The sequence below is a fragment of the Streptomyces sp. NPDC001315 genome (genome assembly GCF_042896175.1).
In the GTDB taxonomy this organism is placed as follows: Bacteria; Actinomycetota; Actinomycetes; order Streptomycetales; family Streptomycetaceae; genus Streptomyces.
Window position 1 is genome coordinate 138,408 of sequence record NZ_JBIAWZ010000014.1, and the last position, 22,469, is coordinate 160,876.

Consider the following 22,469-nt stretch of genomic DNA (forward strand, 5'->3'; position numbering starts at 1 on the left):
TACGTATCAGAGCGTGACAGCGAATGCCGGGCGTGGCGACAGTGCCTGGTCTGCTTCGCGTGCGGAAATCCGCCCGGAGTGCCCGTACTCCTGTGTGGAACCGCGCCCGTCCGACTGCCTTCGGCGCTGCCCATGCCGTCCGCTGCCCTCATCCCCCACCTGACCGGTTGATCTTTCCTCACCCCATCCGTGACGCTGGATGCAGAACATGGTCGAGGAAAGGGCCGACGGTGATCAGCATTCCGACGCACACGCTCAACGACGGTACGACCGTCCCCGCCCTGGGTCTGGGCACCTGGCCGATGGACGACCAGCACGCGCAACGGGCCGTGGGCACGGCCCTGGAGCTGGGCTACCGACTCGTCGACACGGCCACGAACTACCGCAACGAGACCGGGGTCGGCCGCGGTGTGGCCGCGAGTGGGGTCCCCCGGGAGGAGATCGTCGTCACGACGAAACTCCCCGGCCGGCATCACGGCTACGAGAAGACGCTCGCCTCCTTCGAGGAGTCCCGCGGCCGCCTCGGCCTGGAGTACGTGGATCTGTACCTCATCCACTGGCCGCTTCCCCGCGTCGGCACGTACGTCGACTCGTGGCGAGCCATGATCAAGCTTCGCGAGGAGGGCCTGGTCCGGTCGATCGGCGTCTCCAACTTCACGGCCGAGCACATCGAGCGCCTGGAGAAGGAGACCGGGGTCCTCCCCGCCGTCAACCAGATCGAGCTGCACCCGTTGTTCCCGCAGGACGAGCTGCGCGCCTTCCACGAGAGCAAGGGCATCCGCACCGAGAGCTGGAGCCCCCTGGGCCGCGGCTCCCAGCTGCTGGACGACCCCGTCGTCGTCACCGTCGCCGAGGCGCTCGGTGTGACCCCGGCCCAGGTCGTCCTGCGCTGGCACACCCAGCTCGGCGCGATCCCCATCCCTAAGTCGGCCGACCTCGAACGCCAGCGCGAGAACCTCGACATCTTCGGCTTCGCCCTCGGCGCGGCCCAGATGGCGGCCCTCGCCGACCGCCCGCACCGGCGCCTGGGCGGGGATCCGGAGGTCCACGAGGAGTTCTGACCGGGCGCCCCGCGTCGGGCGTGCCGACGGGGGGGGGGACCCGAACCTGATGGGTCTGTGATCCACGTGGGCGGAAAGGAGTCGTAGGTGGGTGCGGACGACCGGCTGCGGGACTACCGCGGCAAGCGGGACTTCCACCGGACCGGAGAACCCGAGGGCCGCCGGGCCACTGGCGGCGGAAAACCCCGGTTCGTCGTGCAGATCCACGACGCCCGCAGGATGCACTTCGACTTCCGGTTGCAGGTCGGGGACGTACTGAAGTCCTGGTCGGTGCCGAAGGGACCCTCGGCGGATCCGCGGGACAAGCGGCTCGCGATTCCCACCGAGGACCATCCGCTGGAGTACGAGGACTTCGAGGGCGTGATCCCGAAGGGTGAGTACGGCGGGGGCACAGTGATCGTCTGGGATCACGGCACGTACGAGCCGCTGAGCCACGACCGGGACGGTCGGCCGGTCGACTTCGCCGAGTCACTGGAGCGCGGGCACGCGCGGTTCCGGTTGCACGGGGCGAAGCTGCGCGGCGAGTACGCCCTGACCCGCATCCGGGGAAAGAACGACGAGGACGACGCCTGGCTGCTGGTGAAGGCCGGTGGCGGGCGGGCCCACGGGACCGGCACCCCCGACCCGCGCAGGGCCCGTTCCGTCCGCACCGGCCGTACGCTCGCCCAGGTCGCCGCCGACACCGGGGAGGAGTGAGCGGCGACGGCCGGGCTCCCGGACACGCTGCCCGCCGACCAGCGGCCGCTGCTGCGCCCGCGCGCTCGGAAGTGGAGCTCGCGGCGCGGCCTGTGCTCGCCACGCTGAACGACCGGCGGGACCTTCCCGGGCGGGTGCACCTTCGAGCGGAAGCCGGACGGCGTATGGCTGCCGGCAGTGCGCGAGGCGCCCGCGGCCGGGAGGTGCCGATCGCCGAGCGGGCCGACGGTCCGTACCAGCCGCGCCGGCCGGAGCGGGAGTTCGCCGGCGGCGGCTTCACCGAACCGCGTGGCAGCCGGGTCGGGTTCCGGGAGCTGTTCGTCGGCTGCCACCAGGACGGCAGGCCGAAGTACGCGGGCGAGGACGGCACCGGCTTCGCCCGCTGTACGCTCCTCGAACCGCGCGGGCGCCTCGACCCACTGCGGGTACCCCGGTGGCCCTTCGACGGACCGGTTCGGGCCGGAGCGCGCGGGACGGAGCCGAAGCCGGCGGCGCGGATCGCCTTCACCGAGTGACGCGCGAGGACATGCAGCGCCATCCGCGGTTCCCGGGACCACGCGCCGACAAGAAGCCGCATGACGTCGTGCGCGAGCGTGCGGCGGCCGCCTGACGCGGTGGATCTCCGGAATACGGCCCGAACACCCCTGCTATGCCTCTAAGTTCGCAGCGACATGCCGTCGCCCGCCCGCGCACACCAGGAGGCCTTCCGTATGCGCACCCTGCTCCGCACCGCCATGACCGGGGCGGTGGCCGCCGCCACCGTCCTCGCCTGCGGCACCGCCCACGCCACTCCCTCCGGCCCCGGGGTGAGCGGCCGGGTGATCAGCCAGACCACGGTGGGCGACACCGACTACGTCCTGCGGGAGATAACGGTGCCGCCCGGGCAGAGCACGGGCTGGCACTACCACGACGGCCCTGTGTACGCCTACGTGCGGCAGGGCACGCTGAGCCACTTCGGCTCCGGTTGCGCTTCGGACGGCGTGTACCACGCGGGCAGCTCTCTTCATGAGCCGGGCGGGCCGGACGACGTCCATCTCGGCCGCAACCTGGGCGACACCCCGCTCGTCCTCGACGTGCTCTACGTGCTGCCGCACGGCTCGCCTTTCTCCGAGGACGCGCCGAACCCGGGTTGCCCGTTCCAGTGATCACTCAGGCGGCAGCGACTGTTCGGCCCAGATCGTCTTGCCCCTGGAGGTCTGCCGACTGCCCCAGCGCTGGGTGAGCTGCGCGACGAGCAGCAGACCGCGCCCGCCCTCGTCGAAGGCGTGGGCACGGCGCAGGTGCGGGGAGGTGGAACTCCCGTCGGAGACCTCGCAGATGAGGGCGCGGTCACGGATCAGCCGGAGCTGGATGGGCGGTTCGCCGTACCGGATGGCGTTGGTGACCAGTTCGCTGACGACGAGTTCGGTGACGAAGGCCGTCTCCTCCAGGCCCCACGCGGCCAGTTGCTCGGTGGCGGCCTGCCGGGTGACGGCGACGTGTGCGGGGTCCGGGAGGACGTCCCAGGTGGCGACCCGGTCCGCGCCCAGCGCGCGGGTGCGGGCCAGCAACAGGGCCACGTCGTCGCTCGGCTCCTCCGGCAGCACGGCCTTGATCACGGTGTCGCACAGTGCGTCGAGGGTGTCGGTACGCGCGGTCAGCGCGCGGCACAGTTCGGCGGTGGCGCGGTCGATGTCGCGGTCTCGGTGCTCGATCAGACCGTCCGTGTAGAGGGCGACGACCGCCCCCTCGGGCAGCTCCGCTTCGGTCGCCTCGAAGGGCAGACCGCCCACCCCGAGCGGGGGTCCGGGGGACGTCTCGATGAGCTGTGCGGTGCCGTCGGGCAGGACGACCGCCGGGGCTGGATGGCCTGCGGAGGCCAGCGCCAGGCGGCGCGCGATGGGATCGTAGACGGCGTACAGACAGGTCGCGCCGAGCTCCGCGACCTCGTCGCCGGCGTCGTCCATCGCGAGGTGGGTGACCAGGTCGTCGAGATGGGTGAGGAGTTCGTCCGGCGCCAGGTCCACGTCGGCGAGGGTGCGCACGGCCATGCACAGACGCCCCATGGTCGCCGAGGACGGGATGCCGTGTCCCACGACGTCGCCGACGACCAGGGCCACCCGGCTGCCGGACAGCGGGATCACGTCGAACCAGTCGCCACCGACGCCGGCGAGCGACCCGCTGGGCAGGTAGCGGTGGGCCACGTCGACCGCGGACTGCCCGGGCAGTCTGCGGGGCAGCAGGCTGTGCTGCAGGGCGAGTGCGGTCGTGCGCTCGCGGGCGAAGCGACGGGCGTTGTCGATGCAGACGGCGGCGCGGCCGGCCAGCTGCTCGGCGAACACCGCGTCGTCGGCCGCGTAGTCGTCGGGGTGTGCGATGCGGACGGCCACCGCGACCCCCAGGGTGGTGCCGCGGGCCCGCAACGGCACCGCGAGCATCGAGTGGACACCCCTGCGGAAGGGGCGGCCCTCGGGGGCGCGGGCGTTGCACTCGGCGACCCACCGGACGAAGTCCGGCTCGCCCGCCTGGCTGAGGACCGCCCGCCCCTCCCGCAGCGCCCGCGCGGGCGGGCAGAACGGCGGGTAGAGGTCCGTCTCGCCGACGTGTACGGCCGCCTCCGGTGTGCCCTCGGTGACGGAGCGGTGAGCGACCCGGCGCAGCACGGTCTCGCCGTCCGGCACCCTGGGCGGTTCACCCGCCCCGAGGACCCAGTCGAGCAGGTCCACGCTGGCGAAGTCGGCGTGCTTCGGCACCAGGAGTTCCACCAGTTCCTCGGTGGTGCGCACGGCGTCCAGGGTGGTGCCGAGGGCGGCCGCCGCCTCGTTCAGCTGCGCCAGCCGCCGCCGGGCCCAGTACTGCTCGGTGCTGTCGAGTGCCGCTAGGGCGACCCCGGTCAGTTCTCCGGCGGAGTCCCGTACGGGCCACATCTCGATGCTCCAGGCGTGCTCCCGGTTCGGGGCGGACGCGGCCGTGCAGCTCTCGTAGCTGACCGGCCTGCCCGTCTCGGCGACCTGGCGCAGATTGGCCAGGAAGCCCCGGCTGTGCTCGGCGTCCTCCACGGTGTCCGGGAAGTACCGGCCGAGCAGGACCTCCTCGGGTACTCCCATCACCTGGCAGGCCACGTCGTTGAGGCGGAGGTAGCACTGCCGGGTGTCGAAGACCGACATCGACATGGACGCCTGCTGGAACGCCTGTCCCGCCAGACCGGGCTCCGGCCCGCCGGGCCGCTCGGCGGTCACCACATGTCCGCCGGGGGTGCCGTCCGGGCCCAGCACGGGGCAGGCCTTGAGGTGGAGGGGGACGCTGGAGCCGTCGCGGTGGCGCAGTACGGCGGCACCGGTCAGCGTGGCCGAGGAGTCGGCCCGGACGTCCTCGGCGAGCAGGTCGCGTGCCTGACGGCCCACGACCTCGTCGGCGGCGTAGCCCGTCAGCAAGCGGGCACCTTCGCTCCAGCCGGTCACGACACCCCGGGCATCGACCACCACCACAGCGGTGACATGCTCCATATCGTCCAGGATGATCCGATTGTCGCACCGCATCAAGCGCGTGGACCCGTCCTGGCCGCCGAGCGCCGTGCGGCGCCCGGGACGGTCTACCCCCGATGCGCGCGCAACGCGGCAAGGGCCCGGTCGGCGTGTGTGTTCATCCGCAGCTCGCTGCGCACGACCTCCAGGACGGTGCGGTCCTGTGCGATGACGAAGGTGACCCGTTTGGTGGGAGCCAGTGAGAACCCCCGCTTCACCCCGAACCGCTCCCGGACCGTCCCGTCGGCGTCGGACAGCAGGGGCATGCCGAGCGTGTGGCGGCCGGCGAACTCCTGCTGCCGGTCGACGGAGTCGCCGCTGATCCCCACCGGACGCCCGCCCGCTTCGGCGAACTCGGCCGCCAGGTCACGGAAGTGGCAGGCCTCCGCGGTGCAGCCGGCGGTCAGGGCGGCCGGGTAGAAGAAAAGAACGACGGGGCCGTCGGCAAGCAGCTCGGACAGACTGCGTACGGTGCCGGTCTCGTCCGGGAGCGTGAAGTCCTCGACCCGGGTTCCTACCTCGATCTGCGCGCTCACGACCGGCCCTCCGCACTCTGGGCGACGCTGCGGGCCCACAGCACGAGGGGCACCTGAAGGGGCAGCCGGCCGATGGCGGCGGCCTTCTGCGGGGCGGGACGGTGGCGCCAGTCCACGGCCATCTTCACGTTGGCGGGGAACACGCCGACGAAGAACGCCGCGGCGGCCAGGGCTGCCGCCCGCCGGGTCCGCGGCACCGCCAGGCCTGCCGCGAGGGCCAGTTCGGCGACTCCACTCGCGTATGTCCAGGTCCGGGGCGAGCCGGGCAGCGCACGCGGCACGGTGGCATCGAACTGACGTGGTCTGGCGAAGTGGGCGGTGCCCGCGGCGGCCAGCAGACCGGCGAGCAGCAGGGGCGAGCGTTCGGACCGTGACACGGTTCCTCCTCTGACGACCTGCCGCGCGATATTACTCGACGGTAGAGACGGTGGGGTGCGCCGGGTGCTCCACCGGAGCGCCTTGCCTGCCGGGCCAGTTGACCTTGCCCATGGGGGAGGCCCGACGGTGGGTGCGGACAGGGCCGAGCGAACGAGGGAGCCCGTATGGACACACGCTGCGTGATTCTCGACATCGGAGGAGTCCTGGAGATCACCCCGCAGACGGGGTGGCTGCGCCACTGGGACGAGCGGCTGGGGCTGGCGCCCGGTACCGCGGACGGGCGGCTCGCCGATGTCTGGGCGGCGGGAGCCGTCGGAGCGGTCGACGAGGCCGAGGTGCACGCGCAGGTCGCCGCCCGGCTGGGCCTCGGCCCGGACGAGGTGCACTCCTTCATGGCGGAGTTGTGGGGAGCGTACCTGGGGACGCCGAACACGGAGCTCATCGACTTCGTGGCGGAGTTGCGGCCCCGGTGCCGGCTGGGAATCCTCAGCAACAGCTTCGTGGGCGCTCGCCGGCTCGAAGCGGATCGGTACGGGTTCGACACACTCGTCGACGAGATCATCTACTCCCACGAGATCGGCGTGTGCAAGCCCGATCCACGGGCCTTCGCGATCGCGTGCGCACGTCTGGAGGTGCGGGCCGGCGACTGTCTCTTCGTCGACGACTTCCCGCCGAACGTCGAGGCCGCGCGCGCGGCGGGCCTACGGGCCCACCTGTTCGAGGACAACGCCGAGACCGTCGCCCGTATCAACGCGCATCTGGACGGCGCGGCCTGGACACAGTGACCGGCGAGAGCGCCGTCCGGTGTCAGGCGCTGCCGGCCGAGGTGGTGGCCTGGTGCTCGGTGTCGTCGTCGACGGCGTACGAGAGGAAGTCGTCGACCATGCGGTGGAAGAGCGTGGCGAGCTGGCGCAGCTCCTCCGGCGACCAGTCGGCGAGCGCCAGCTGCATCCCACGGGCGCCGGCGTCCCGGACCCGGCCGACGGCCAGGCGGCCGGCGTCGGTGAGCTGGATGCGCTGCGCCCGGCCGTCGTCGGGGTCCGGCACGCGAGTGACGTAGCCGACCTTCTGCAGCTGCTGCACCGTGCGGGTGACGTGCGAGGCCTCCACCCCGAGCCGCTGGGCCAGTTCCCCCGGGCGGAGCGGGTCGGAGTCGGCGACCTGCCGCAGCAGCGCCACGGCGGCCCGGTCCAGCGGCACCCCGGCCTGCCCCATGAGCCGGTCGTGCTGCCGGGCCCGGGTACTGAGATACGTGATGCGCGTGAGCGCCCGCTCGATCTCGACGACTTCCGGGGAGGCGGAGGGAAGGGCGGGGAGCGGTGACGTGGTCATACGAGCCACTTTACCATATTGTTGCGTAACTCAAGTAATTTGCCGCGCCCGTTCTCTCCGGCAGCAGGGCCGAACCGGTGCCGACGGTGCGGGCGGGGCCCCTGGTCACCCCCGGCAGGCCGCGGCGCTCGACGGGACGGTGCGTGTGTCGAGTCCGGTGGGCGGACCGACGGAGATCGACGTGGAGTTGCCGTGCGCATGGTGACGCGAGCCCGGCCCCAGCACACCGCAGGCCCGTTCCAGTCCCACCGGGGCAGGACACACCACCGCCCGTCCACTGCGTTCTCAGTACGCCCGGCTGTCGGCAGCGGCACGACGACATGAGCAGCCGGCTCACGGAAAACTGAGGAGGTAGCGTCCATGGGGACCGGCCCGGCGTAAGCCGTGGTGACCGGCTTCCGGGACAGGCGGGGTCCATGATCAAGGTGGTCGGCACTCCCCTCCCCCGGGAGGGCCGCGCGTGTCCCGCGACACGGGTGGTCCGACCACCCGCCCCCGGACCGCGACGCCCGACCCACGCAAGAAACGGACTGAACCGACCCCATGACCATCCGCGTGCTGCTCGCCGACGACCAGGCCCTGCTGCGGGCCACCTTCCGCATCCTGATCGACTCCTGCGACGACCTGGAGGTGGTCGGCGAGGCCACCGACGGCGCCGAGGCCGTCACCCTGGCCCGCGTCCACCATCCCGACGTCGTCCTGATGGACATCCGCATGCCGGGCACCGACGGACTCGCCGCCACGACCACGATCTGCGCCGACCCCGACCTGAGCGGCACCCGCGTGCTGATCCTCACCACGTTCGAGGTCGACGAGTACGTCGCGCAGGCCCTTCGGGCGGGCGCGAGCGGCTTCCTCGGCAAGGACGTCACCGCCGACGCGCTGCTCGCGGGCATCCGGACGGTGGCCGCCGGTGAGTCCCTGCTCTCCCCGCTCGCCACCCGCGTCCTGGTCTCCCGCTTCCTGGCCACCCCCGCGCAGGGTGCCCCACTGGCCGCGCCCGAGGACCTCGCCGCCCTCACGGCCCGCGAACGCGAGGTGATGGCGCAGGCGGCGGAGGGCCGGTCCAACGATGAGATCGCCGAGCGGCTGTTCCTCAGCCCGCTGACGGTGCGCACCCACGTTCACCGCGCCATGACGAAGCTCGGCGCCCGCGACCGGGCCCAACTCGTCGTGATCGCCTACCAGTCGGGCCTCGTCCAGGCGCCCCCGCCACCACCCCGCGACCGCTGAGACCGGCCACCGGACGGCGCCGTTCAGGCGAAACCGGCGGGCGGCACGCGTGACGGGACGCGGGCCCGTCGACACCTCACCCGTGACCCTGCCACTGATCGCCCCCATGCTCGCCACCCCCGGCACCCTGCCGCCCGCCGCACAGGACGCGCGCTGGGCGTACGAGACCAAGCAGGACGGCCAGCGGGTGGTCGCCTATCTCGCCGGGGAGGACAGCGTGCTGCTGCGGGCCCGGTCCGGGGAGGACATCACCGCCGCCTACCCCGAACTGCGGGCGCTGGGCGGTGCGCTCGGCGGCACGCCCGCGGTACTGGACGGAGAGGTCCTGGCGCTGGACGAACACGGGCGCGCCGACTTCCAGTTGCTCCAGTCGCGCATGGGCTTGGCCCACGCGCCCCGCAGGGCCGCCCGCCGAGCCGCCGAAGTCCCCGCCCATCTCGTCCTGTTCGACGTCATGCACCTCGGCACGCGCTCCCTGCTGACGCAGCCCTACCACCGCCGGCGCACGCAGCTGGAGGGACTCGGCCTGCACGGACCGTACTGGTCGACACCGGCCGCCCTCGTCGGCCACGGCGAGCAGGCGCTGCGGGCCACCCGCGAGCACGGCCTCGAGGGCCTCGTCTGCAAGCGGCTGGACTCCGTCTACGAGCCCGGGGTGCGCTCCCGGGCCTGGATCAAGATCCGCAACATGCGCAGCGAGGACGTGATCGTCGGCGGCTGGGTCCCCGGCAAGGGGCGGCTGTCCGGCCTGCCCGGCGCCGTCCTGGTCGGACAGCGCACCGCGGGACGCCTGCGCTATGTCGGCAGCGTGGGCACCGGCTGGAGCGAGGCCGAGCGGACCGAGCTCACCGCACTGCTGCGGGCCGCGGCGACGGACCGATGCCCCTTCGACACCGTGCCTCCGGTCGCGGGCGCGCACTGGGTGCTCCCCCGGCTGGTCGGCGAGGTCCGCTACAGCACCCGCACCCGTTCCGGGATGCTGCGCCAGCCGTCCTGGCTGCGGCTGCGCCCGGACCTCGCGCCCGAGGAGTCGGCGGCCGACCTGCCGGACGACCTCCCCTGACACACCGTCATGGTCCGAATGTTGGGCTGCGCTTCACCGCCGGTACGCACGCGACCCCTTGGCCCGGAAGTGGAAACCGGGGAAGCTGAACTCCCCATCCCCCCACAGCCGTTGGGCTGCGCCCGGACCAAGAGGAGGACGCAGTGTCGTCACTGAAGTTCAAGGCACACCGCAGGAGATGGTTCACCGGCCTCGCCGGGGCCGCCGCCCTCGTCGTCGCCTTCCCCACCGCCGCCTTCGCCGCACCGCCCCAGGCGCTGCCCGCCAACGCCGAGGCCGCGGAGCTGACGTACCAGCCCGCCTTCGACTACGACACGGACGGCTGCTACCCGACGCCGGCCATCGGCCCCGACGGAACGGTCAACGGCGGCCTCAACCCGACCGGCGCCCTCAACGGCCAGTGCCGGGACGCCTCGGACCTCGACAACACCAACAGCTACTCGCGCTACAAGTGCAACAACGGCTGGTGCGCCTACATGTACGGCCTGTACTTCGAGAAGGACCAGGCGGTGGCCGGGAGCAGCCTCGGCGGCCACCGGCACGACTGGGAGCACGTCGTCGTGTGGGTGCAGAACAACCAGGTCCAGTACGTCTCGACCTCCAACCATGGCTCCTTCACCGTGCACGCCGCGTCCACCGTCCGCTTCGACGGCACTCACGCGAAGATCGTCTATCACAAGGACGGCATCAGCACGCACTGCTTCCGGCTGGCCAACACCAACGACGAGCCGCCGGAGAACCACAAGGGCACCTGGCAGTACCCGCCGCTCGTCGGCTGGAACGGCTACCCTGCGGGCCTGCGCGACAAGCTGAGCGCCTACGACTTCGGCAGCGCCAACTTCGGCCTGAAGGACAGCAACTTCGCCGCGCATCTCTCCTCGGCGAAGCCGTCCGGAATCGCGTTCGACCCCAACGCCTGACGCCACGCCCGACCCCCACGCCTGACCGCACGCCACCGATCGCCGCCCCGCTCGCACTCCAGGCTCCCGGAGCCACCGCGTCCCCGGGAGCGCAGGAGCACGGCGCACGGGAGGACGGGAGGCCATGACGTGGCGGCGGTCGGCACAGGGCGGGGCGGGCCGGAGTCTCACGGCGGGGTTTCGTCGCGGCACCGGGTGCGGCGGGAACACGGACCGCAGAAGCTGACCGAGCACCTCAGCCGCGGTCCACCAGCGCGTCTCCCAGCCCGGTCCGCCGGTAGAGCACGTAGTAACCCTGGCGCCGTGACTCGACGAGCCCCGCCTCGCGCAGGACCGAGAGGTGGGCGGACACCGACGACGGCGCCAGCGCGTGCCGGCGGGCCAGCTCCGTGGTCGAGGAGGGGGCGGTCAGCCCGGCCAGAACGGCGGCCCGCCCGACGCCCAGCAGGCGGGCGAGCGCGTCCGACGGAGGCGGGACCGGCGCGGCACGCAACCGGCCCATACCGCGGGCGGGATAGATCACGGTCGGCTGCCAGGGGCGGGCGAAACCGCTGACCACGTCCGGCCAGACGAACACGCTCGGCATGAGCAGTACGCCCCGGCCGTCGGCTCCCTGCGCCTCCGCGAGATCGCCGTACATCCGCAGGGTGAGGGTGTCACCGGCCCAGTCGATACCGGGGTGCAGTCCCGTGAGCAGCGCGTCCAGTCCGCCGTCCGCGGTCTGCCGGGAGCGGTGGGCGATGTCGGCCTCCAGGACGGCCCGATGGCGCGGCCAGTCCGGAGCGAGGAGGGCGTGCCAGGCCCGTTCGGTGAGATCGGCGAGCCGCCGTACGGTCCCGGCGGGGTCGTCGAGGGCGGCGCGCCCCTGCGGGGAGTCGGCGAGCCCCGGGACGCAGGCGAGCGAGCGGGCCATCTCCGCGTGGGCGAGGGCGGGGTCCGTGGCCCGCATCCGGGCCACTTCGTCCTCGAAGGAGGGATACGGCTCCTCGGGAGGCGCGCCGAGGAAGTCGGGGGTGTAGCCGCCGGCGCGCGGGATGAACAGCCACAGCGGCGCCAGGTCGAGCCCTGCCACGGTCCGCCGCATCCGGCGCAGCCAGGCCCGGTGGTAGCCGTGCCGGGCGGGCCGACGCAGCAGCCGCAGCGCCTCGTGGGTCTGGCACAGCGGGGAGATCGCGAACCGGCAGCGCGTCAGGTCGTCGGTGCCCAGGTGCAGGGTCAGCGGCAAGGCGGCCTCCGTGAGCGATTCGTCCCCGGCCGAAAGAGTAGAGCGCGCCGTCCGCTGCCCGACACGCTGGCCCCCGGTCGCCGACCTCCGCTCCGGAAAGGCACATCCATGGGCAGCCTACGTCCGCCCGCGTGGCACAGGGCCGCCGTCGTCGCGGCCCTGATGCTGGCGGCGTTCACCTTCAACACCACCGAGAACCTCCCCGTCGGCCTGCTCTCCCTGATGGCGGCCGACCTGCGGGTACCGCTCGCGGCGGTGGGCGTACTGGTCACCGGGTACGGGTTGACCGTGGCCGTGGTGTCGCTGCCCGTCGCGCACGTCACCCGGTCCGTGCCCCGCCGGTATCTCCTCGCCGGGCTGTTGGGGCTCCTCTCCGTGGCCAGCTGGGTCTCGGCGCTGGGCGGCGTCTCGTACGGGCTGCTGCTGGCCTCCCGGCTGGCGACCGCGCTCGCGCAGGCGCTGTTCTGGGCGGTGATGGGGCCGGTCGCCGTCGGGCTGTTCCCGCCGGAGCGCCGGGGGCGGATCATCGGCCTGCTGTCCGTGGGCGGGTCGCTGGCCACGGTCCTCGGGGTGCCGGCCGGGACCTGGCTGGGCGCGCACGGCGGCTGGCGGGTGCCGTTCGCGGTGCTCGGGGCGCTCGCCGTGGTCTCCCTCGTGGTGATCGCCGTGCTGCTGCCGACGTCCCGTCCGCAGGAGAGCCACTCGGCGTACGGCGCCGCGCCCGACCGGCGCCGGTTCACCGTCGTCCTCGCCACCACCGCGCTGTCGGTGACCGGGGCCTTCGCCGGGTTCACGTACGTCGCCGTCTTCCTCGAGGACGTGACCGGGTTCGCCGCGGGCTCGGTGAGCGCCGTGCTGATGGCGTTCGGGGCGGCGGGGCTGGCCGGCGTCACCGTGACCGGGCCGCTGCTGGACCGCTTCCCGCGCGGCACGCTGACCGTGCCGGTGGCAGCCCAGGCGGCGGCCCTGCTCGGCCTGTACGCGGGCGCACGCAGCGAGGTGGCCGTCGTCGCACTGCTCATGCTGCTGGGGGCGTCCGTCGGGCCGGTTTTCATGGCGACGCAGAGCCAGATCCTGCGGGTGGCGCCGGGACGCACCGAGTCGGCCCTCGCGGCGAACTCGGCGGCCTTCAACGTGGGCGTGGCCGTGGGTGCGTTGCTGGGCGGTGCCCTGCTGCCCGCGGCCGGGGCGCGCGGGGCGTTCCTGGCGGGCGGGCTCCTCACGGTGACCGCGCTCGCGGTACTGACCTGGCCCGCACCCGCCGCCACACCTCTGCCCGAAGCCGGTCCCCGCGATACCCCCCTGCCCGAGGCCGGCCCCGGCCATGGACGCCCGCGCACCGGCACCCCATGATGTGCGAATGGATCTTCACGAGGAGCAGCCGTCGGCTGTCCGGAGAGCGATCCGCTTCTACGACCGCCTCGGGGGGCTCGATCGAGAAGATCCGCTACAGCCTGCCGGTGCCCCATTGAGCAGGGTATGCGCCTGAGGGACGCCTCCGAGGGGCTATCGTGTCCGCATGCCGGTCCCCGAACTGATCCGCATCGTCTCCCGCGACTCGCCCATGGCGCTCGCCCAAGTGGAGCGGGTACGCGCCGAGTTGGCGGTGCTCCACCCCGGTGTGCGCACCGAGGTCGTACCCGTGAAGACGACCGGCGACAAGTGGATGGGTGACTTGTCCAAGGTCGAGGGCAAGGGCGCGTTCACCAAGGAGGTCGACGCGGCGCTGCTCGCCGAGGAGGCCGATCTCGCGGTGCACTGCGTCAAGGACGTCCCGGCGGACCGGCCGCTCCCCGCGGGCACGGTGTTCGCCGCGTTCCTGAAGCGGGACGACATCCGCGACGCCCTCGTCCACCCCGGCGGGCTCACCCTCGACGAACTCCCCGCGGGTACCCGTGTCGGCACGTCCTCGGTGCGCCGCGTCGCCCAGCTGGCGGCCACCCACCCGCACCTGGAGTGCGTGCCGTTCCGCGGCAACGCCAACCGGCGGCTGGAGAAGCTGGCGGCCGGTGAGGCGGACGCGCTGCTGCTGGCGGTGTCGGGTCTGGAGCGCATCGGCCGACAGGACGTGATCAGCGAGGTGCTGTCGCCGGAGACGATGATGCCGCCGATCGGTGCGGGCATCCTCGCCCTGCAGTGCCGTGAGGGCGACACCGCGCTCATCGACGCCGTCAGCGGGCTCGGCGACCCCGCCACCCATCGGGAGGCCACCGCGGAACGCATGTTCCTCCATGTGCTCCAGGGGCACTGCAACAGCCCGATCTCCGGGTTCGCGCACGTGGACCGCAGCGGCGAACTGTCCCTGCGGGCCTGCGTGTTCACTCCGGACGGTAAGACCCGGCTGAACGCCCACGAGTGGGCGGGGCGGCTCGACCCGGCCACCCTGGGCACGTCGGTCGCCGTCGCGCTGCTCCGGCAGGGCGCCCGCGAGATCATCGACGGCATCCCGCACTGAGGCGGGACCGCGTCGGACGCGACCGCGTCAGGCGGTGCCCTCTTCGGCCTGGTCCCGCAGGAAGTTGCTCACCTGGCGGGCCAGGCTGTCCCGTGCCGCACCGGCGGGGGCGCCGGCGGTCCCCTCGTGCAGGCCGAGTCCGCCGGTCCACAGCCTGCGGTCGGCCCACTCCTCGTCGACCCGCAGCTGGATCTGCACGTCGACCTGACCGAGGGAGGGCTCGGGGCCGGCGGCGTACAGCACGGCGGTGGCCCGGCGCAGCGGGTAGACGTCGAAGCCCTCGATGAACTGCGTGTTGCGCCAGTCGATGAACGCGCTCTCGCCGTCGGGACCGATGCGCACGTCGATCTGGCCGTCCTCGAGGTGGATGCCGAAATGCCGCTCGCCCCGGTTCTCGACGGTCACACGGAGGCGGAAGTACGTCATCCCCTCGGCGGCGTCGTCACGGCCGCGCGGGGGCTCGGCCGGCTCCAGTCCGTGGACGCGGACACGCAGACCGGCATGCTCGTCGTACTCCTGCCAGTCCCCGACCACGTTCGGCTCGTACACAGTCCTACCTCTCGACCTCTGAGGCTGCTTCCTATCCGTGCGCTCACTGCACTGTCAAATGAGCAGAATGCGCTATGGCCAGGGAATTCGCCGCATTTGATCGTTGATCAAGCCGTGCGCAGGAAGAATCCGCTTCCGGACCGTGCGGTTGCATGCGCGCGGCGTGCCGCACATCACGTTCCCGAGGGTGAGGTCAGCGGGCCAGTCGGCCCAGCAGCGAGGAGGCGGCGGCGATGCCGAGCGCGGCGGCCACAAGGAGCACACCGAAGTCGGCCGCGAGGTGCGCGTGCGTGCCGAGGAGGAGGCCGCGCAGGGCGTCGACCTGGTAGCTCAGGGGGTTGACCTTGCTGACGGCCTGGAGCCAGCCCGGCATGACGGACACCGGGTAGAGGGCGTTGGAGCCGAAGAACAGCGGCATCGTGATCGCCTGGCCGAAGCCCATGAGCCGGTCGCGGCTGAGCACGATGCCGGCGATGGTCATCGACAGGCAGGAGAAGAAGGCCGATCCGAGGATCACGGCCGCGGCGACGCCGAGCAGCTTCAGCGGGTTCCAGGTCAGTGCGACGCCGAGGATCGCGGCGATGACGACGACCACGATCGCCTGGATCAGCGACTTCACGCCGGCCGCGAACGCCTTGCCGGTGATGAGGGCCGAGCGTGGAGTGGGCGTGACGAGCAGCTTGTTGAGGATGCCGGCGTCGCGCTCCCAGATGATCTGGATGCCGTAGAAGATGGCGATGAACATCGCGGACTGGGCGATGATGCCGGGCGCGAGGTAGTCGATGTAGGGGATGCCTTCGGTGGGTATCGCCTTGATACGGGTGAAGGTCTGACCGAAGATCAGCAGCCAGAGCGCGGGCTGGACCGCGCGGGTGTACAGCTCCGTGCGGTCGTGGCGCAGCTTCTGCAGTTCGACCGCGCACATCGCTCCCACGCGGGCGGGCAGCAGCCGCCAGCCCGCGCGGGGCCGGGGCGGCCGGAGCAGCAGGCCGATGTCCTTCCGCGGGACTCGGTCAGCCGACGCGGTGCGCGGTGCGGCGGGTGCTTCGGACATCGCGGAAGTCTCCTGACTGGTCGTCGAGGCCGCTGCCGGCGACATCACGGAAGACGTCTTCCAGCGTCGGCAGCGTGTCCGTGGCCGCCGCGCCCTCGGCGCGGCGGCGTTCGCCGAGTCCCTGGCGGAGTTCGGCCGGAGTGCCAAGGGCCCGGATGCGGCCGTGGTGCATCAGACCGACCCGATCGCAGTACTGGTCGGCCTCGTCCATGTAGTGCGTGGTCACCAGGACCGTCATGCCGGTGGCCGCGCGTACGGCGTTGATGTGGTCCCAGACTCCGGTACGGGCGATCGGGTCGAGGCCGATCGTCGGCTCGTCCAGAATCAGCAGGCGGGGCGCGCTGACCAGCGCCTGGGCGAGTTCGAGGCGGCGGACCATGCCGCCGGAGTAGGTGCCCGCCAGGCGGTCGGCGGCGTCCTCGAGGTCCACCGCGGCCAGGGCCTGGCCGACGCGTTCGGCGCGTTCGCGGCGCGGCACGTCGAAGACGCGGGCGAACAGGGCGACGTTCTCCCGGCCGGTGAGTCCGGCGTCGGCGGACAGCTGCTGCGGTACGTAGCCCAGCAGACGCCGTACGGCCATCTGTTCCCTGGCCGCGTCGTGGCCGAAGACGCGGACCATGCCGGCCGGGACCGGCAGGAGCGTGGTGATGCAGCGGATCGCGGTGGTCTTGCCGGCGCCGTTCGGGCCGAGCAGTCCGAAGATCTCGCCTTCCCCGACCGAGAGGTCGAGGCCGTCGACGGCGTTCGTCGCGCCGAAGGCGTAGGCGAGCCGTGTGCAGGTGACGGCCTCGACCGGTTCGGCGGCAGCGTCCTGGGTCATGACTCCTCGGCCTCCTTGCGCAGGGTGACGGCCAGCTTGCGCAGGGCCGGGACGGCCGCGCGCAGCGCCTCCCGGTCCGTCTCGTCGAGCCGGGACACATGCCGCCGTACGAGGTCGGCGCGCCGTTCCTGCCAGGCACGCAGCCGGGCCTCGGCGGCCTCGGTCAGCAGCAGTCGGGCGGCCCGCCGGTCGGCGGGGTCGGTCTCGCGGATCAAGTAGCCGTCCCGGACCAACTGGTTGACCAGGGTCGACACGGAATTGCCCGCCAGGTACAGCTCCTTGGCGGCGTCCGAGACGCCGATGCCGGGCCGTGTCTCGACCAGGCGCAGCAGTTCCACCTCGGCGCCGCGCATCCGCGGCACGGTCAGCCCGGCGCGCAGCCGGCGCCGCATCAGCCGCTGCACCCCGACCAGCGCGTCTGCCAGCTCCTGGGGAAAGGTCTCCTGCTCCACACCCCGAGATTACCTCTGTGTCAGAGGTACCCGACACCAAGGGACGGTCAAGAGCGGAGGCCGCCCCAGGGCGACCCCCAGGCCGGTCCTGAGGACCGCCTGCAGAGCCCCACAGGAATTTCACTTCACGAATTCCCTCGAATTCATAACGTGTCGCTCCGGCAATCATTCAAGTAATTGTTTTGGGGACGCCGAGCCGGGGAATCGAAATTTCAGTGCTTCGGACAGGAGGCACGTCCGCGGGAATCCGCTCGCCGGTCCCGGCTTCCCTCCGCACGGCCCGAGCGCGCGTCTCCCACGGTGTCTGTCCACCCAGCACCCGCTGAGGGAGGCGCGCAGATGCGTACCGCCATCAGAACGAAACAGCATCCGCACGACGACGCCCCTGACACCACCGAATCCTTCGAACGGCTTGTGCGACTGCCGACGAGCCCCGAGCGCAAAGCACTGCGGGACGAGCTGGTCCGGCTCTGGCTGCCCATGGCCGAGCGGATCGCTGTCCGGTTCCGTGGCCGGGGCGAGACCCTCGAGGACCTCTACCAGGTGGCGGCCCTGGGACTCGTCAAGGCCGTCGACCACTACGACCCGGCCCGGGGCCGGGCCTTCGAGGCGTACGCCGTGCCGACCATCACCGGCGAGATCAAACGCCACTTCCGCGACCACATGTGGACGCTGCACGTTCCCCGCCGCGTCCAGGATCTGCGCAACCACGTGCGGAAGGCCGCGAAGGAGCTGGCGCAGACCACCCCGGGACGCCCTCCCACCGTGGCCGAGATCGCCGAGCACGCCCAGCTCAGCGAGGACGAGGTGCGCACCGGCATGGAGGCCCTGGACTGCTTCACCGCGCTGTCGCTGGAGGCGGAGATGCCCGGCACCGACGGTTACGTCCTCGCGGACGCGATCGGCGGCCCGGACCCGGGCTACGACACCGTGGTGGACCGGGTGTCCGTGACCCCCTGCCTGCAGGCGCTGCCGGAGCGCGAACGCACGATCCTGTACCTGCGCTTCTTCGGAGGCATGACCCAGAGCACCATCGCGGAGCAGCTCGGCATCTCCCAGATGCACGTCTCGCGGCTGCTCAGCGGCTGCTTCGCCCAGCTGCGCGAGGAGATCCTGGCCGAGGCCGAGAGGGAGGCAGAGGCGGAACAGGAGCCCGACTGAACATGCCGACCGTCCGGGCGCACCACCGGCCGGGTGACGCACGGGTGCGTCACCCGGCCGGTGGTGCGCCCGGAATCTGTGTGGGGCCGTGGCGGTCCAGGGCGCCCTCCAGCTCCGCACGGACTTCCGGGGGCATCTCCCCGCTGCGCCCCCAGAACAGGATCATCTCCGCGACACTGCGCAGTTTGATGTTCGTGTGCTGGGAGACCTCCTTCAGCACCAACCACCCCTGGTCCGGTGTCACCCGTCCCAGTGCGACGACCATGCCGATCGCCTGGTCCACGACGGCATGGGAGGCGACAGCCTCCTTGAGCTGGTCGATCTCCTCCTGGAGCTTGAAGATGCGGTCCGTCTCGTCCGTCGGCTCGTCCGGTAGTCGTGCCACGCTTCCATCGTGGCACGCGTGCGACCCTCCGCCACCGGGGGTACTCGGCAGGCGCCCGGGGCGGTTCCGGCCGGACACTGGGGTGGGGGACCGGTGGCCCCCTCCGGCCGACGAGATCGGAACGCGAGTCCCATGAATCACGACACGACCCCCACCACCTCCACGACGGACGTCGTCTCGACGGATTCCGTCTTCGGCGCGCCCTGCTGGGTGAGCCTGACAAGCCGCGATCTGGAGACCACGGAGAAGTTCTACGCCGCGGTGCTGGGCTGGGAGTGGCGCACGGCCAAGCTCGGCGACCGCTTTCGGATCGCGCTGGCGGACGGAGCCCCGGTCGCCGGGATCGCCGCTGTCGCCACCATGTGGCAGATGGCGGTGGCGTGGACGCCGTACTTCGCCGTGCGCAGCGCGGACGAGGCAGTGGCGCGGGTCCGGGAGCGCGGCGGAACGTCGGCGGTGGGGCCGATCTCCCTCCCGCCCGGGCGGGCGGCACTGCTGGCCGACCGGGACGGCGCCACCTTCGGGATCTGGGAAGGGAAGCTCTTCACCGACTGGGAGACGTGGCGGCGGGCAGCACCCGCCTTCATCCGCCTGCACACGCGCGACGCGTTCGACTCGGCGATCTTCTACGGCGAGGTCCTGGAATGGGCGTCCGACCGCGTCGGCTGCTGCGAGGTCCACTACGAAGGGGGCGAGGTCGTACTGCGCAGCCGGGGGGACGTCGTGGCCCGTATCGTGTCCGGGGCGCTGGAGTCGGCTCCCGACCCCACCATCCGGCCGCACTGGCAGGTGCACTTCGCGGTCGCGGACGTGACGGCCTGCGCACGGGCCGCGGAGCGGCACGGCGGCAGCGTCCTGCGCAGAAGCACCGACGAGGTGGTGCTGCGCGACCCCGACGGCGCCCAGTTCACGGTGACCCCGCGCCGCGCGCGCTGAACCCCCCTCACCCGGACCGGCGGGCCGGCCGGGTGAGGAGCACCAGGCTGCGCGCCTCTACGGTCATGCCGGTGCCCGCCTTGTGCTCCGTCTCGTCCGGGGCGCCCTGCGGCTCCGAGGTGTCGATCAGCGTCGTCCAGCGCTCGCCGTAGGCGGGGCCGGGCAGCCGGAAGCCGACCGGCTCCCAGTAGCTGTTGAGCAGCAGCAGGAAGGAGTCGTCGACGACGGGCCGGCCCTGCGGGTCGGGTTCGGCGATGGCGTCGCCGTTGAGGAAGACGCCGACGGAGTGCGCGTCGGAGCGCTGCCAGTCCCGGTCGGTCATCTCGCGCGCGTCCGGCAGCAGCCACACGAGGTCGGGCAGCGGCTGGTCCGCGTGCGTGACCGTCTCGCCACGGAAGAAGCGTCGACGGCGCAGTACGGGGTGGGCGGAGCGCAGCCCGATGGCGTACCGCGTGAAGTCCAGCAGCCGACGCTGCTCCTCGGTCAGTCGCCAGTCGATCCAGGAGACCTCGTTGTCCTGACAGTAGGCGTTGTTGTTGCCGCGTTGGGTGCGGCCCAGTTCGTCGCCGTGGCAGAGCATCGGAATGCCCTGCGACAGCAGCAGCGTGGCGAGGAAGTTGCGCTGTTGGCGGGCTCTCAGTTCCAGTACGGCCGGGTCGCCGGTCTCGCCCTCGGTTCCGCAGTTCCAGGACCGGTTGTCGCTCTCGCCGTCCCGGTTGCCCTCGCCGTTGGCCTCGTTGTGCTTGTCGTTGTACGAGACGAGGTCGCGCAGCGTGAACCCGTCGTGCGCGGTCACGAAGTTGACGCTGGCGCGCGGGCGGCGCCGGCTGTGCGCGTACAGGTCCGAGGAGCCGGTCAGCCGGGAGGCGAACTCGCCGAGCGTGTGCTCCTCCGCGCGCCAGAAGTCCCGTACGGCGTCTCGGTACTTGCCGTTCCACTCCGACCACAGCGGAGGGAAGTTGCCCACCTGGTAGCCGCCCTCACCGACGTCCCACGGCTCGGCGATCAGCTTGACCCGGCTGATCACCGGATCCTGCTGGATCAGGTCGAAGAACGCCGACAGCCGGTCCACCTCGTGGAACTGCCTCGCCAGCGTCGCCGCCAGATCGAAGCGGAACCCGTCGACGTGCATCTCGGTCACCCAGTACCGCAGCGAGTCCATGATCAGCTGGAGTACGTAGGGGTGCCGCATCAGCAGACTGTTGCCGGTGCCGGTGGTGTCGTAGTAGTGCCGCCAGTCGCCGTCGACCAGCCGGTAGTAGGAGGCGTTGTCGATGCCCCGGAAGGAGAGCGTGGGGCCCTTCTCGTTGCCTTCGGCGGTGTGGTTGTAGACCACGTCGAGGATGACCTCGAGTCCGGCCGTGTGCAGCGCCTTCACCATCGACTTGAACTCGCCGACCTGCTGTCCCCGGGTGCCGTGGGCGGCGTAGGCGTTGTGCGGGGCGAAGAAGCCGATCGTGTTGTAGCCCCAGTAGTTGGACAGCCCGCGGCCCTGCAGCACACCGTCCTGCACGTACTGGTGGACGGGCATCAGTTCGACCGCGGTCACACCCAGCGAGACCAGGTGCTCGACGACCGCGGGGTGCGCCAGTCCGGCGTAGGTGCCGCGCAGTTCGGGCGGGACGTCGGGGTGGGCGCGGGACAGGCCCCGTACGTGGGCCTCGTAGATCACGGTGTCGGCGTACGACCGGCGGGGTGGGCGGTCGTCGCCCCAGTCGAAGCCCGGATCGGTCACCACACCGAGCATGGTGTGCCCGGCGCTGTCGGCCGGGTCGGGGCCGTCCGGGGCGCGTTCGTAGAGCGAGGGGTGATCGTCGATCTGCCCGTCCATCGCCCTGGCGTACGGGTCCAGCAGCAGCTTCGCGGGATTGCAGCGGTGACCGGCGCCCGGGTGCCACGGCCCGTGCACCCGGTAGCCGTAGCGCTGCCCCGGGCCGACGCCGGGCAGGTATCCGTGCCAGACGAAGCCGTCGACCTCGGTCAGCGGGATCTGTCGGTGGCTGCCGTCGTCGTCCACGAGGACCAGTTCGACGCGTTCGGCGACCTCGCTGAACAGCGCGAAGTTGGTGCCCTTGCCGTCGTGGGAGGCGCCCAACGGGTAGGGGTGCCCGCTCCAGGCGGGCACCCCTGCCTTTGCCTTCCGGCGGGGCCTTGCGGTCACCGGGCGTCCTCCAGGACGCCGTCCGCCGCGCTCGCCGGTCCGGCCAGGGCCGTGACCTGCATCTCGCGGGGCACCTGCAGCACCTCGCGCAGGCTCGGCTCCGGCACGGTGGGCACCAGCGGAACGCGTTCGCCGGCCCGGGCGCGCTGCGAGAACCAGATGACCTTGGCGCCGGTGTCCGTGGCGCAGCAGCCCCAGCCGTCGCTCATCGCGGCGATGTGCTCGAGGCAGCCGCGCAGATCCTGGTCCGGGCGCAGATGGCAGTCGTGCTCCGCGATGGCGGTGATCAGGTGCTGGCGGTTCCACCACATCTCGATCGACGTGTTCTTGTCCGTCGCGTGTTCGTCGATGGCCTTCAGCAGCAGTTCGGTACCGCGGCAGACGGGCTCCACAAGCGTTTCGAGGTCCCAGAGCCTGAGGTGGGCGGCCAGGATGCGCCTGACCTGATCCAACCGTTCGGGGCTGACTTCCACGTCGAGGTGGTAGTAACAGGGCACTGCGGTCTTCATCGTCGTTGGCTCCTCACCGGCGAAGTTCTCGCTCCTTCTC

24 protein-coding genes are annotated in these 22,469 nt (G+C 71.9%); 12 read left to right on the plus strand and 12 right to left on the minus strand.

Annotated elements, in window-relative coordinates; genetic code table 11:
• The first annotated feature begins 230 nt into the window (after nucleotides 1-230).
• From ACFY16_RS30660 to ACFY16_RS30675, 4 genes are all read left to right on the plus strand, one after another.
• Nucleotides 231-1,061, plus strand: coding sequence for an aldo/keto reductase (locus ACFY16_RS30660; protein WP_390650431.1), 831 nt, complete (start codon nucleotides 231-233; stop codon nucleotides 1,059-1,061).
• 87 nt (nucleotides 1,062-1,148) lie between these two features.
• Nucleotides 1,149-1,757 carry a DNA polymerase ligase N-terminal domain-containing protein gene (locus tag ACFY16_RS30665; protein WP_390650432.1) on the plus strand — a complete coding sequence of 203 codons (609 nt, stop codon included), beginning with the start codon at nucleotides 1,149-1,151 and terminating at the stop codon, nucleotides 1,755-1,757.
• 164 nt (nucleotides 1,758-1,921) lie between these two features.
• Nucleotides 1,922-2,272, plus strand: coding sequence for a hypothetical protein (locus ACFY16_RS30670; protein WP_390650433.1), 351 nt, complete (start codon nucleotides 1,922-1,924; stop codon nucleotides 2,270-2,272).
• A gap of 195 nt (nucleotides 2,273-2,467) precedes the next feature.
• Nucleotides 2,468-2,902, plus strand: coding sequence for a cupin domain-containing protein (locus ACFY16_RS30675; RefSeq protein WP_390650434.1), 435 nt, complete (start codon nucleotides 2,468-2,470; stop codon nucleotides 2,900-2,902).
• Here the strand turns inward: ACFY16_RS30675 and ACFY16_RS30680 are convergent, their stop codons facing one another.
• The 3 genes from ACFY16_RS30680 to ACFY16_RS30690 form a co-directional block, all read right to left on the minus strand.
• A complete protein-coding gene (locus tag ACFY16_RS30680; protein ID WP_390650435.1) occupies nucleotides 2,903-5,242 on the minus strand; it encodes a SpoIIE family protein phosphatase in 2,340 nt (779 codons plus the stop codon).
• 86 nt (nucleotides 5,243-5,328) lie between these two features.
• Nucleotides 5,329-5,796: a peroxiredoxin gene (locus tag ACFY16_RS30685; protein ID WP_390650436.1), complete on the minus strand. Its 468-nt coding sequence runs from the start codon at nucleotides 5,794-5,796 to the stop codon at nucleotides 5,329-5,331.
• Nucleotides 5,793-6,173, minus strand: a complete 381-nt coding sequence (locus ACFY16_RS30690; RefSeq protein ID WP_390650437.1) for a DoxX family protein — start codon at nucleotides 6,171-6,173, stop codon at nucleotides 5,793-5,795. Before ACFY16_RS30690 ends, ACFY16_RS30685 begins: the two co-directional genes overlap by 4 nt.
• A gap of 165 nt (nucleotides 6,174-6,338) precedes the next feature.
• On the opposite strand from ACFY16_RS30690, the gene ACFY16_RS30695 reads away from it, so the two are divergent.
• A complete protein-coding gene (locus ACFY16_RS30695; RefSeq protein WP_390650438.1) occupies nucleotides 6,339-6,959 on the plus strand; it encodes an HAD family hydrolase in 621 nt (206 codons plus the stop codon).
• 22 nt (nucleotides 6,960-6,981) lie between these two features.
• Here the strand turns inward: ACFY16_RS30695 and ACFY16_RS30700 are convergent, their stop codons facing one another.
• Nucleotides 6,982-7,506, minus strand: a complete 525-nt coding sequence (locus ACFY16_RS30700; protein WP_390650439.1) for a MarR family winged helix-turn-helix transcriptional regulator — start codon at nucleotides 7,504-7,506, stop codon at nucleotides 6,982-6,984.
• A gap of 543 nt (nucleotides 7,507-8,049) precedes the next feature.
• On the opposite strand from ACFY16_RS30700, the gene ACFY16_RS30705 reads away from it, so the two are divergent.
• The 3 genes from ACFY16_RS30705 to ACFY16_RS30715 all read left to right on the plus strand — a co-directional run bounded on the left by ACFY16_RS30705 (nucleotide 8,050) and on the right by ACFY16_RS30715 (nucleotide 10,722).
• Nucleotides 8,050-8,739, plus strand: coding sequence for a response regulator (locus ACFY16_RS30705; protein WP_390650440.1), 690 nt, complete (start codon nucleotides 8,050-8,052; stop codon nucleotides 8,737-8,739).
• 82 nt (nucleotides 8,740-8,821) lie between these two features.
• The gene (locus tag ACFY16_RS30710) at nucleotides 8,822-9,802 is read left to right on the plus strand and encodes an ATP-dependent DNA ligase (protein ID WP_390650441.1); all 981 of its coding nucleotides are present in this window, start codon (nucleotides 8,822-8,824) and stop codon (nucleotides 9,800-9,802) included.
• 143 nt (nucleotides 9,803-9,945) lie between these two features.
• Nucleotides 9,946-10,722, plus strand: a complete 777-nt coding sequence (locus tag ACFY16_RS30715; RefSeq protein WP_390650442.1) for an NPP1 family protein — start codon at nucleotides 9,946-9,948, stop codon at nucleotides 10,720-10,722.
• Nucleotides 10,723-10,957: 235 nt separating this feature from the next.
• Here ACFY16_RS30715 and ACFY16_RS30720 read toward each other — a convergent pair whose 3' ends face one another.
• Complete coding sequence (locus ACFY16_RS30720) at nucleotides 10,958-11,947, minus strand: DUF5937 family protein (protein WP_390650443.1); 990 nt, start codon at nucleotides 11,945-11,947, stop codon at nucleotides 10,958-10,960.
• Nucleotides 11,948-12,055: 108 nt separating this feature from the next.
• Here ACFY16_RS30720 and ACFY16_RS30725 point away from each other — a divergent pair, with 108 nt between their 5' ends.
• Together ACFY16_RS30725 and hemC are read left to right on the plus strand one after the other, a co-directional pair.
• The gene (locus ACFY16_RS30725; protein ID WP_390650444.1) at nucleotides 12,056-13,300 is read left to right on the plus strand and encodes an MFS transporter; all 1,245 of its coding nucleotides are present in this window, start codon (nucleotides 12,056-12,058) and stop codon (nucleotides 13,298-13,300) included.
• Nucleotides 13,301-13,466: 166 nt separating this feature from the next.
• Entirely contained in the window at nucleotides 13,467-14,402 is a 936-nt protein-coding gene (hemC, locus tag ACFY16_RS30730) for a hydroxymethylbilane synthase (protein ID WP_390650445.1), read from the plus strand.
• A 27-nt stretch (nucleotides 14,403-14,429) separates the two neighbouring features.
• On the opposite strand, the gene ACFY16_RS30735 is transcribed toward hemC, so the two are convergent.
• The 4 genes from ACFY16_RS30735 to ACFY16_RS30750 all read right to left on the minus strand — a co-directional run bounded on the left by ACFY16_RS30735 (nucleotide 14,430) and on the right by ACFY16_RS30750 (nucleotide 17,277).
• On the minus strand, nucleotides 14,430-14,951 hold the full coding sequence (locus tag ACFY16_RS30735; protein WP_390650446.1) for a hypothetical protein: 522 nt from the start codon (nucleotides 14,949-14,951) through the stop codon (nucleotides 14,430-14,432).
• 193 nt (nucleotides 14,952-15,144) lie between these two features.
• Nucleotides 15,145-16,005, minus strand: coding sequence for an ABC transporter permease (locus tag ACFY16_RS30740; RefSeq protein ID WP_390650447.1), 861 nt, complete (start codon nucleotides 16,003-16,005; stop codon nucleotides 15,145-15,147).
• Complete coding sequence (locus ACFY16_RS30745) at nucleotides 15,965-16,825, minus strand: ABC transporter ATP-binding protein (protein WP_390650448.1); 861 nt, start codon at nucleotides 16,823-16,825, stop codon at nucleotides 15,965-15,967. The genes ACFY16_RS30740 and ACFY16_RS30745 overlap by 41 nt, the downstream gene beginning before the upstream one ends.
• Nucleotides 16,822-17,277: a MarR family winged helix-turn-helix transcriptional regulator gene (locus ACFY16_RS30750; protein WP_390650449.1), complete on the minus strand. Its 456-nt coding sequence runs from the start codon at nucleotides 17,275-17,277 to the stop codon at nucleotides 16,822-16,824. The genes ACFY16_RS30745 and ACFY16_RS30750 overlap by 4 nt, the downstream gene beginning before the upstream one ends.
• Before the next feature lie 339 nt (nucleotides 17,278-17,616).
• On the opposite strand from ACFY16_RS30750, the gene ACFY16_RS30755 reads away from it, so the two are divergent.
• A complete protein-coding gene (locus ACFY16_RS30755; protein WP_390650450.1) occupies nucleotides 17,617-18,438 on the plus strand; it encodes an RNA polymerase sigma factor SigF in 822 nt (273 codons plus the stop codon).
• A gap of 49 nt (nucleotides 18,439-18,487) precedes the next feature.
• On the opposite strand, the gene ACFY16_RS30760 is transcribed toward ACFY16_RS30755, so the two are convergent.
• Nucleotides 18,488-18,823 carry an ANTAR domain-containing protein gene (locus ACFY16_RS30760; protein ID WP_390650451.1) on the minus strand — a complete coding sequence of 112 codons (336 nt, stop codon included), beginning with the start codon at nucleotides 18,821-18,823 and terminating at the stop codon, nucleotides 18,488-18,490.
• Between the two features lie 132 nt (nucleotides 18,824-18,955).
• Between ACFY16_RS30760 and ACFY16_RS30765 the strand changes: the two genes are divergently transcribed.
• A complete protein-coding gene (locus tag ACFY16_RS30765) occupies nucleotides 18,956-19,759 on the plus strand; it encodes a VOC family protein (RefSeq protein ID WP_390650452.1) in 804 nt (267 codons plus the stop codon).
• 7 nt (nucleotides 19,760-19,766) lie between these two features.
• On the opposite strand, the gene glgX is transcribed toward ACFY16_RS30765, so the two are convergent.
• Nucleotides 19,767-21,884 (minus strand): glycogen debranching protein GlgX, encoded by a 2,118-nt coding sequence (gene glgX, locus ACFY16_RS30770; protein WP_390650506.1) that lies wholly within the window; start codon nucleotides 21,882-21,884, stop codon nucleotides 19,767-19,769.
• 32 nt (nucleotides 21,885-21,916) lie between these two features.
• The gene (locus ACFY16_RS30775) at nucleotides 21,917-22,429 is read right to left on the minus strand and encodes a pep a2 (protein ID WP_390650453.1); all 513 of its coding nucleotides are present in this window, start codon (nucleotides 22,427-22,429) and stop codon (nucleotides 21,917-21,919) included.
• Nucleotides 22,430-22,469: the final 40 nt, after the last annotated feature.

Bases quoted from the DNA above. Each gene is read 5' to 3' on its own strand.
- ACFY16_RS30675 (WP_390650434.1), top strand. From the start codon at position 2,468: ATGCGCACCCTGCTCCGCACCGCCATGACCGGGGCGGTGGCCGCCGCC.
- ACFY16_RS30725 (WP_390650444.1), top strand. From the start codon at position 12,056: ATGGGCAGCCTACGTCCGCCCGCGTGGCACAGGGCCGCCGTCGTCGCG.
- ACFY16_RS30700 (WP_390650439.1), bottom strand. From the start codon at position 7,506: ATGACCACGTCACCGCTCCCCGCCCTTCCCTCCGCCTCCCCGGAAGTC.
- ACFY16_RS30695 (WP_390650438.1), top strand. From the start codon at position 6,339: ATGGACACACGCTGCGTGATTCTCGACATCGGAGGAGTCCTGGAGATC.
- ACFY16_RS30705 (WP_390650440.1), top strand. From the start codon at position 8,050: ATGACCATCCGCGTGCTGCTCGCCGACGACCAGGCCCTGCTGCGGGCC.
- ACFY16_RS30680 (WP_390650435.1), bottom strand. From the start codon at position 5,242: ATGGAGCATGTCACCGCTGTGGTGGTGGTCGATGCCCGGGGTGTCGTG.
- ACFY16_RS30755 (WP_390650450.1), top strand. From the start codon at position 17,617: ATGCGTACCGCCATCAGAACGAAACAGCATCCGCACGACGACGCCCCT.
- ACFY16_RS30775 (WP_390650453.1), bottom strand. From the start codon at position 22,429: ATGAAGACCGCAGTGCCCTGTTACTACCACCTCGACGTGGAAGTCAGC.
- ACFY16_RS30765 (WP_390650452.1), top strand. From the start codon at position 18,956: ATGAATCACGACACGACCCCCACCACCTCCACGACGGACGTCGTCTCG.
- ACFY16_RS30740 (WP_390650447.1), bottom strand. From the start codon at position 16,005: ATGTCCGAAGCACCCGCCGCACCGCGCACCGCGTCGGCTGACCGAGTC.
- ACFY16_RS30670 (WP_390650433.1), top strand. From the start codon at position 1,922: ATGGCTGCCGGCAGTGCGCGAGGCGCCCGCGGCCGGGAGGTGCCGATC.
- hemC (WP_390650445.1), top strand. From the start codon at position 13,467: ATGCCGGTCCCCGAACTGATCCGCATCGTCTCCCGCGACTCGCCCATG.
- ACFY16_RS30745 (WP_390650448.1), bottom strand. From the start codon at position 16,825: ATGACCCAGGACGCTGCCGCCGAACCGGTCGAGGCCGTCACCTGCACA.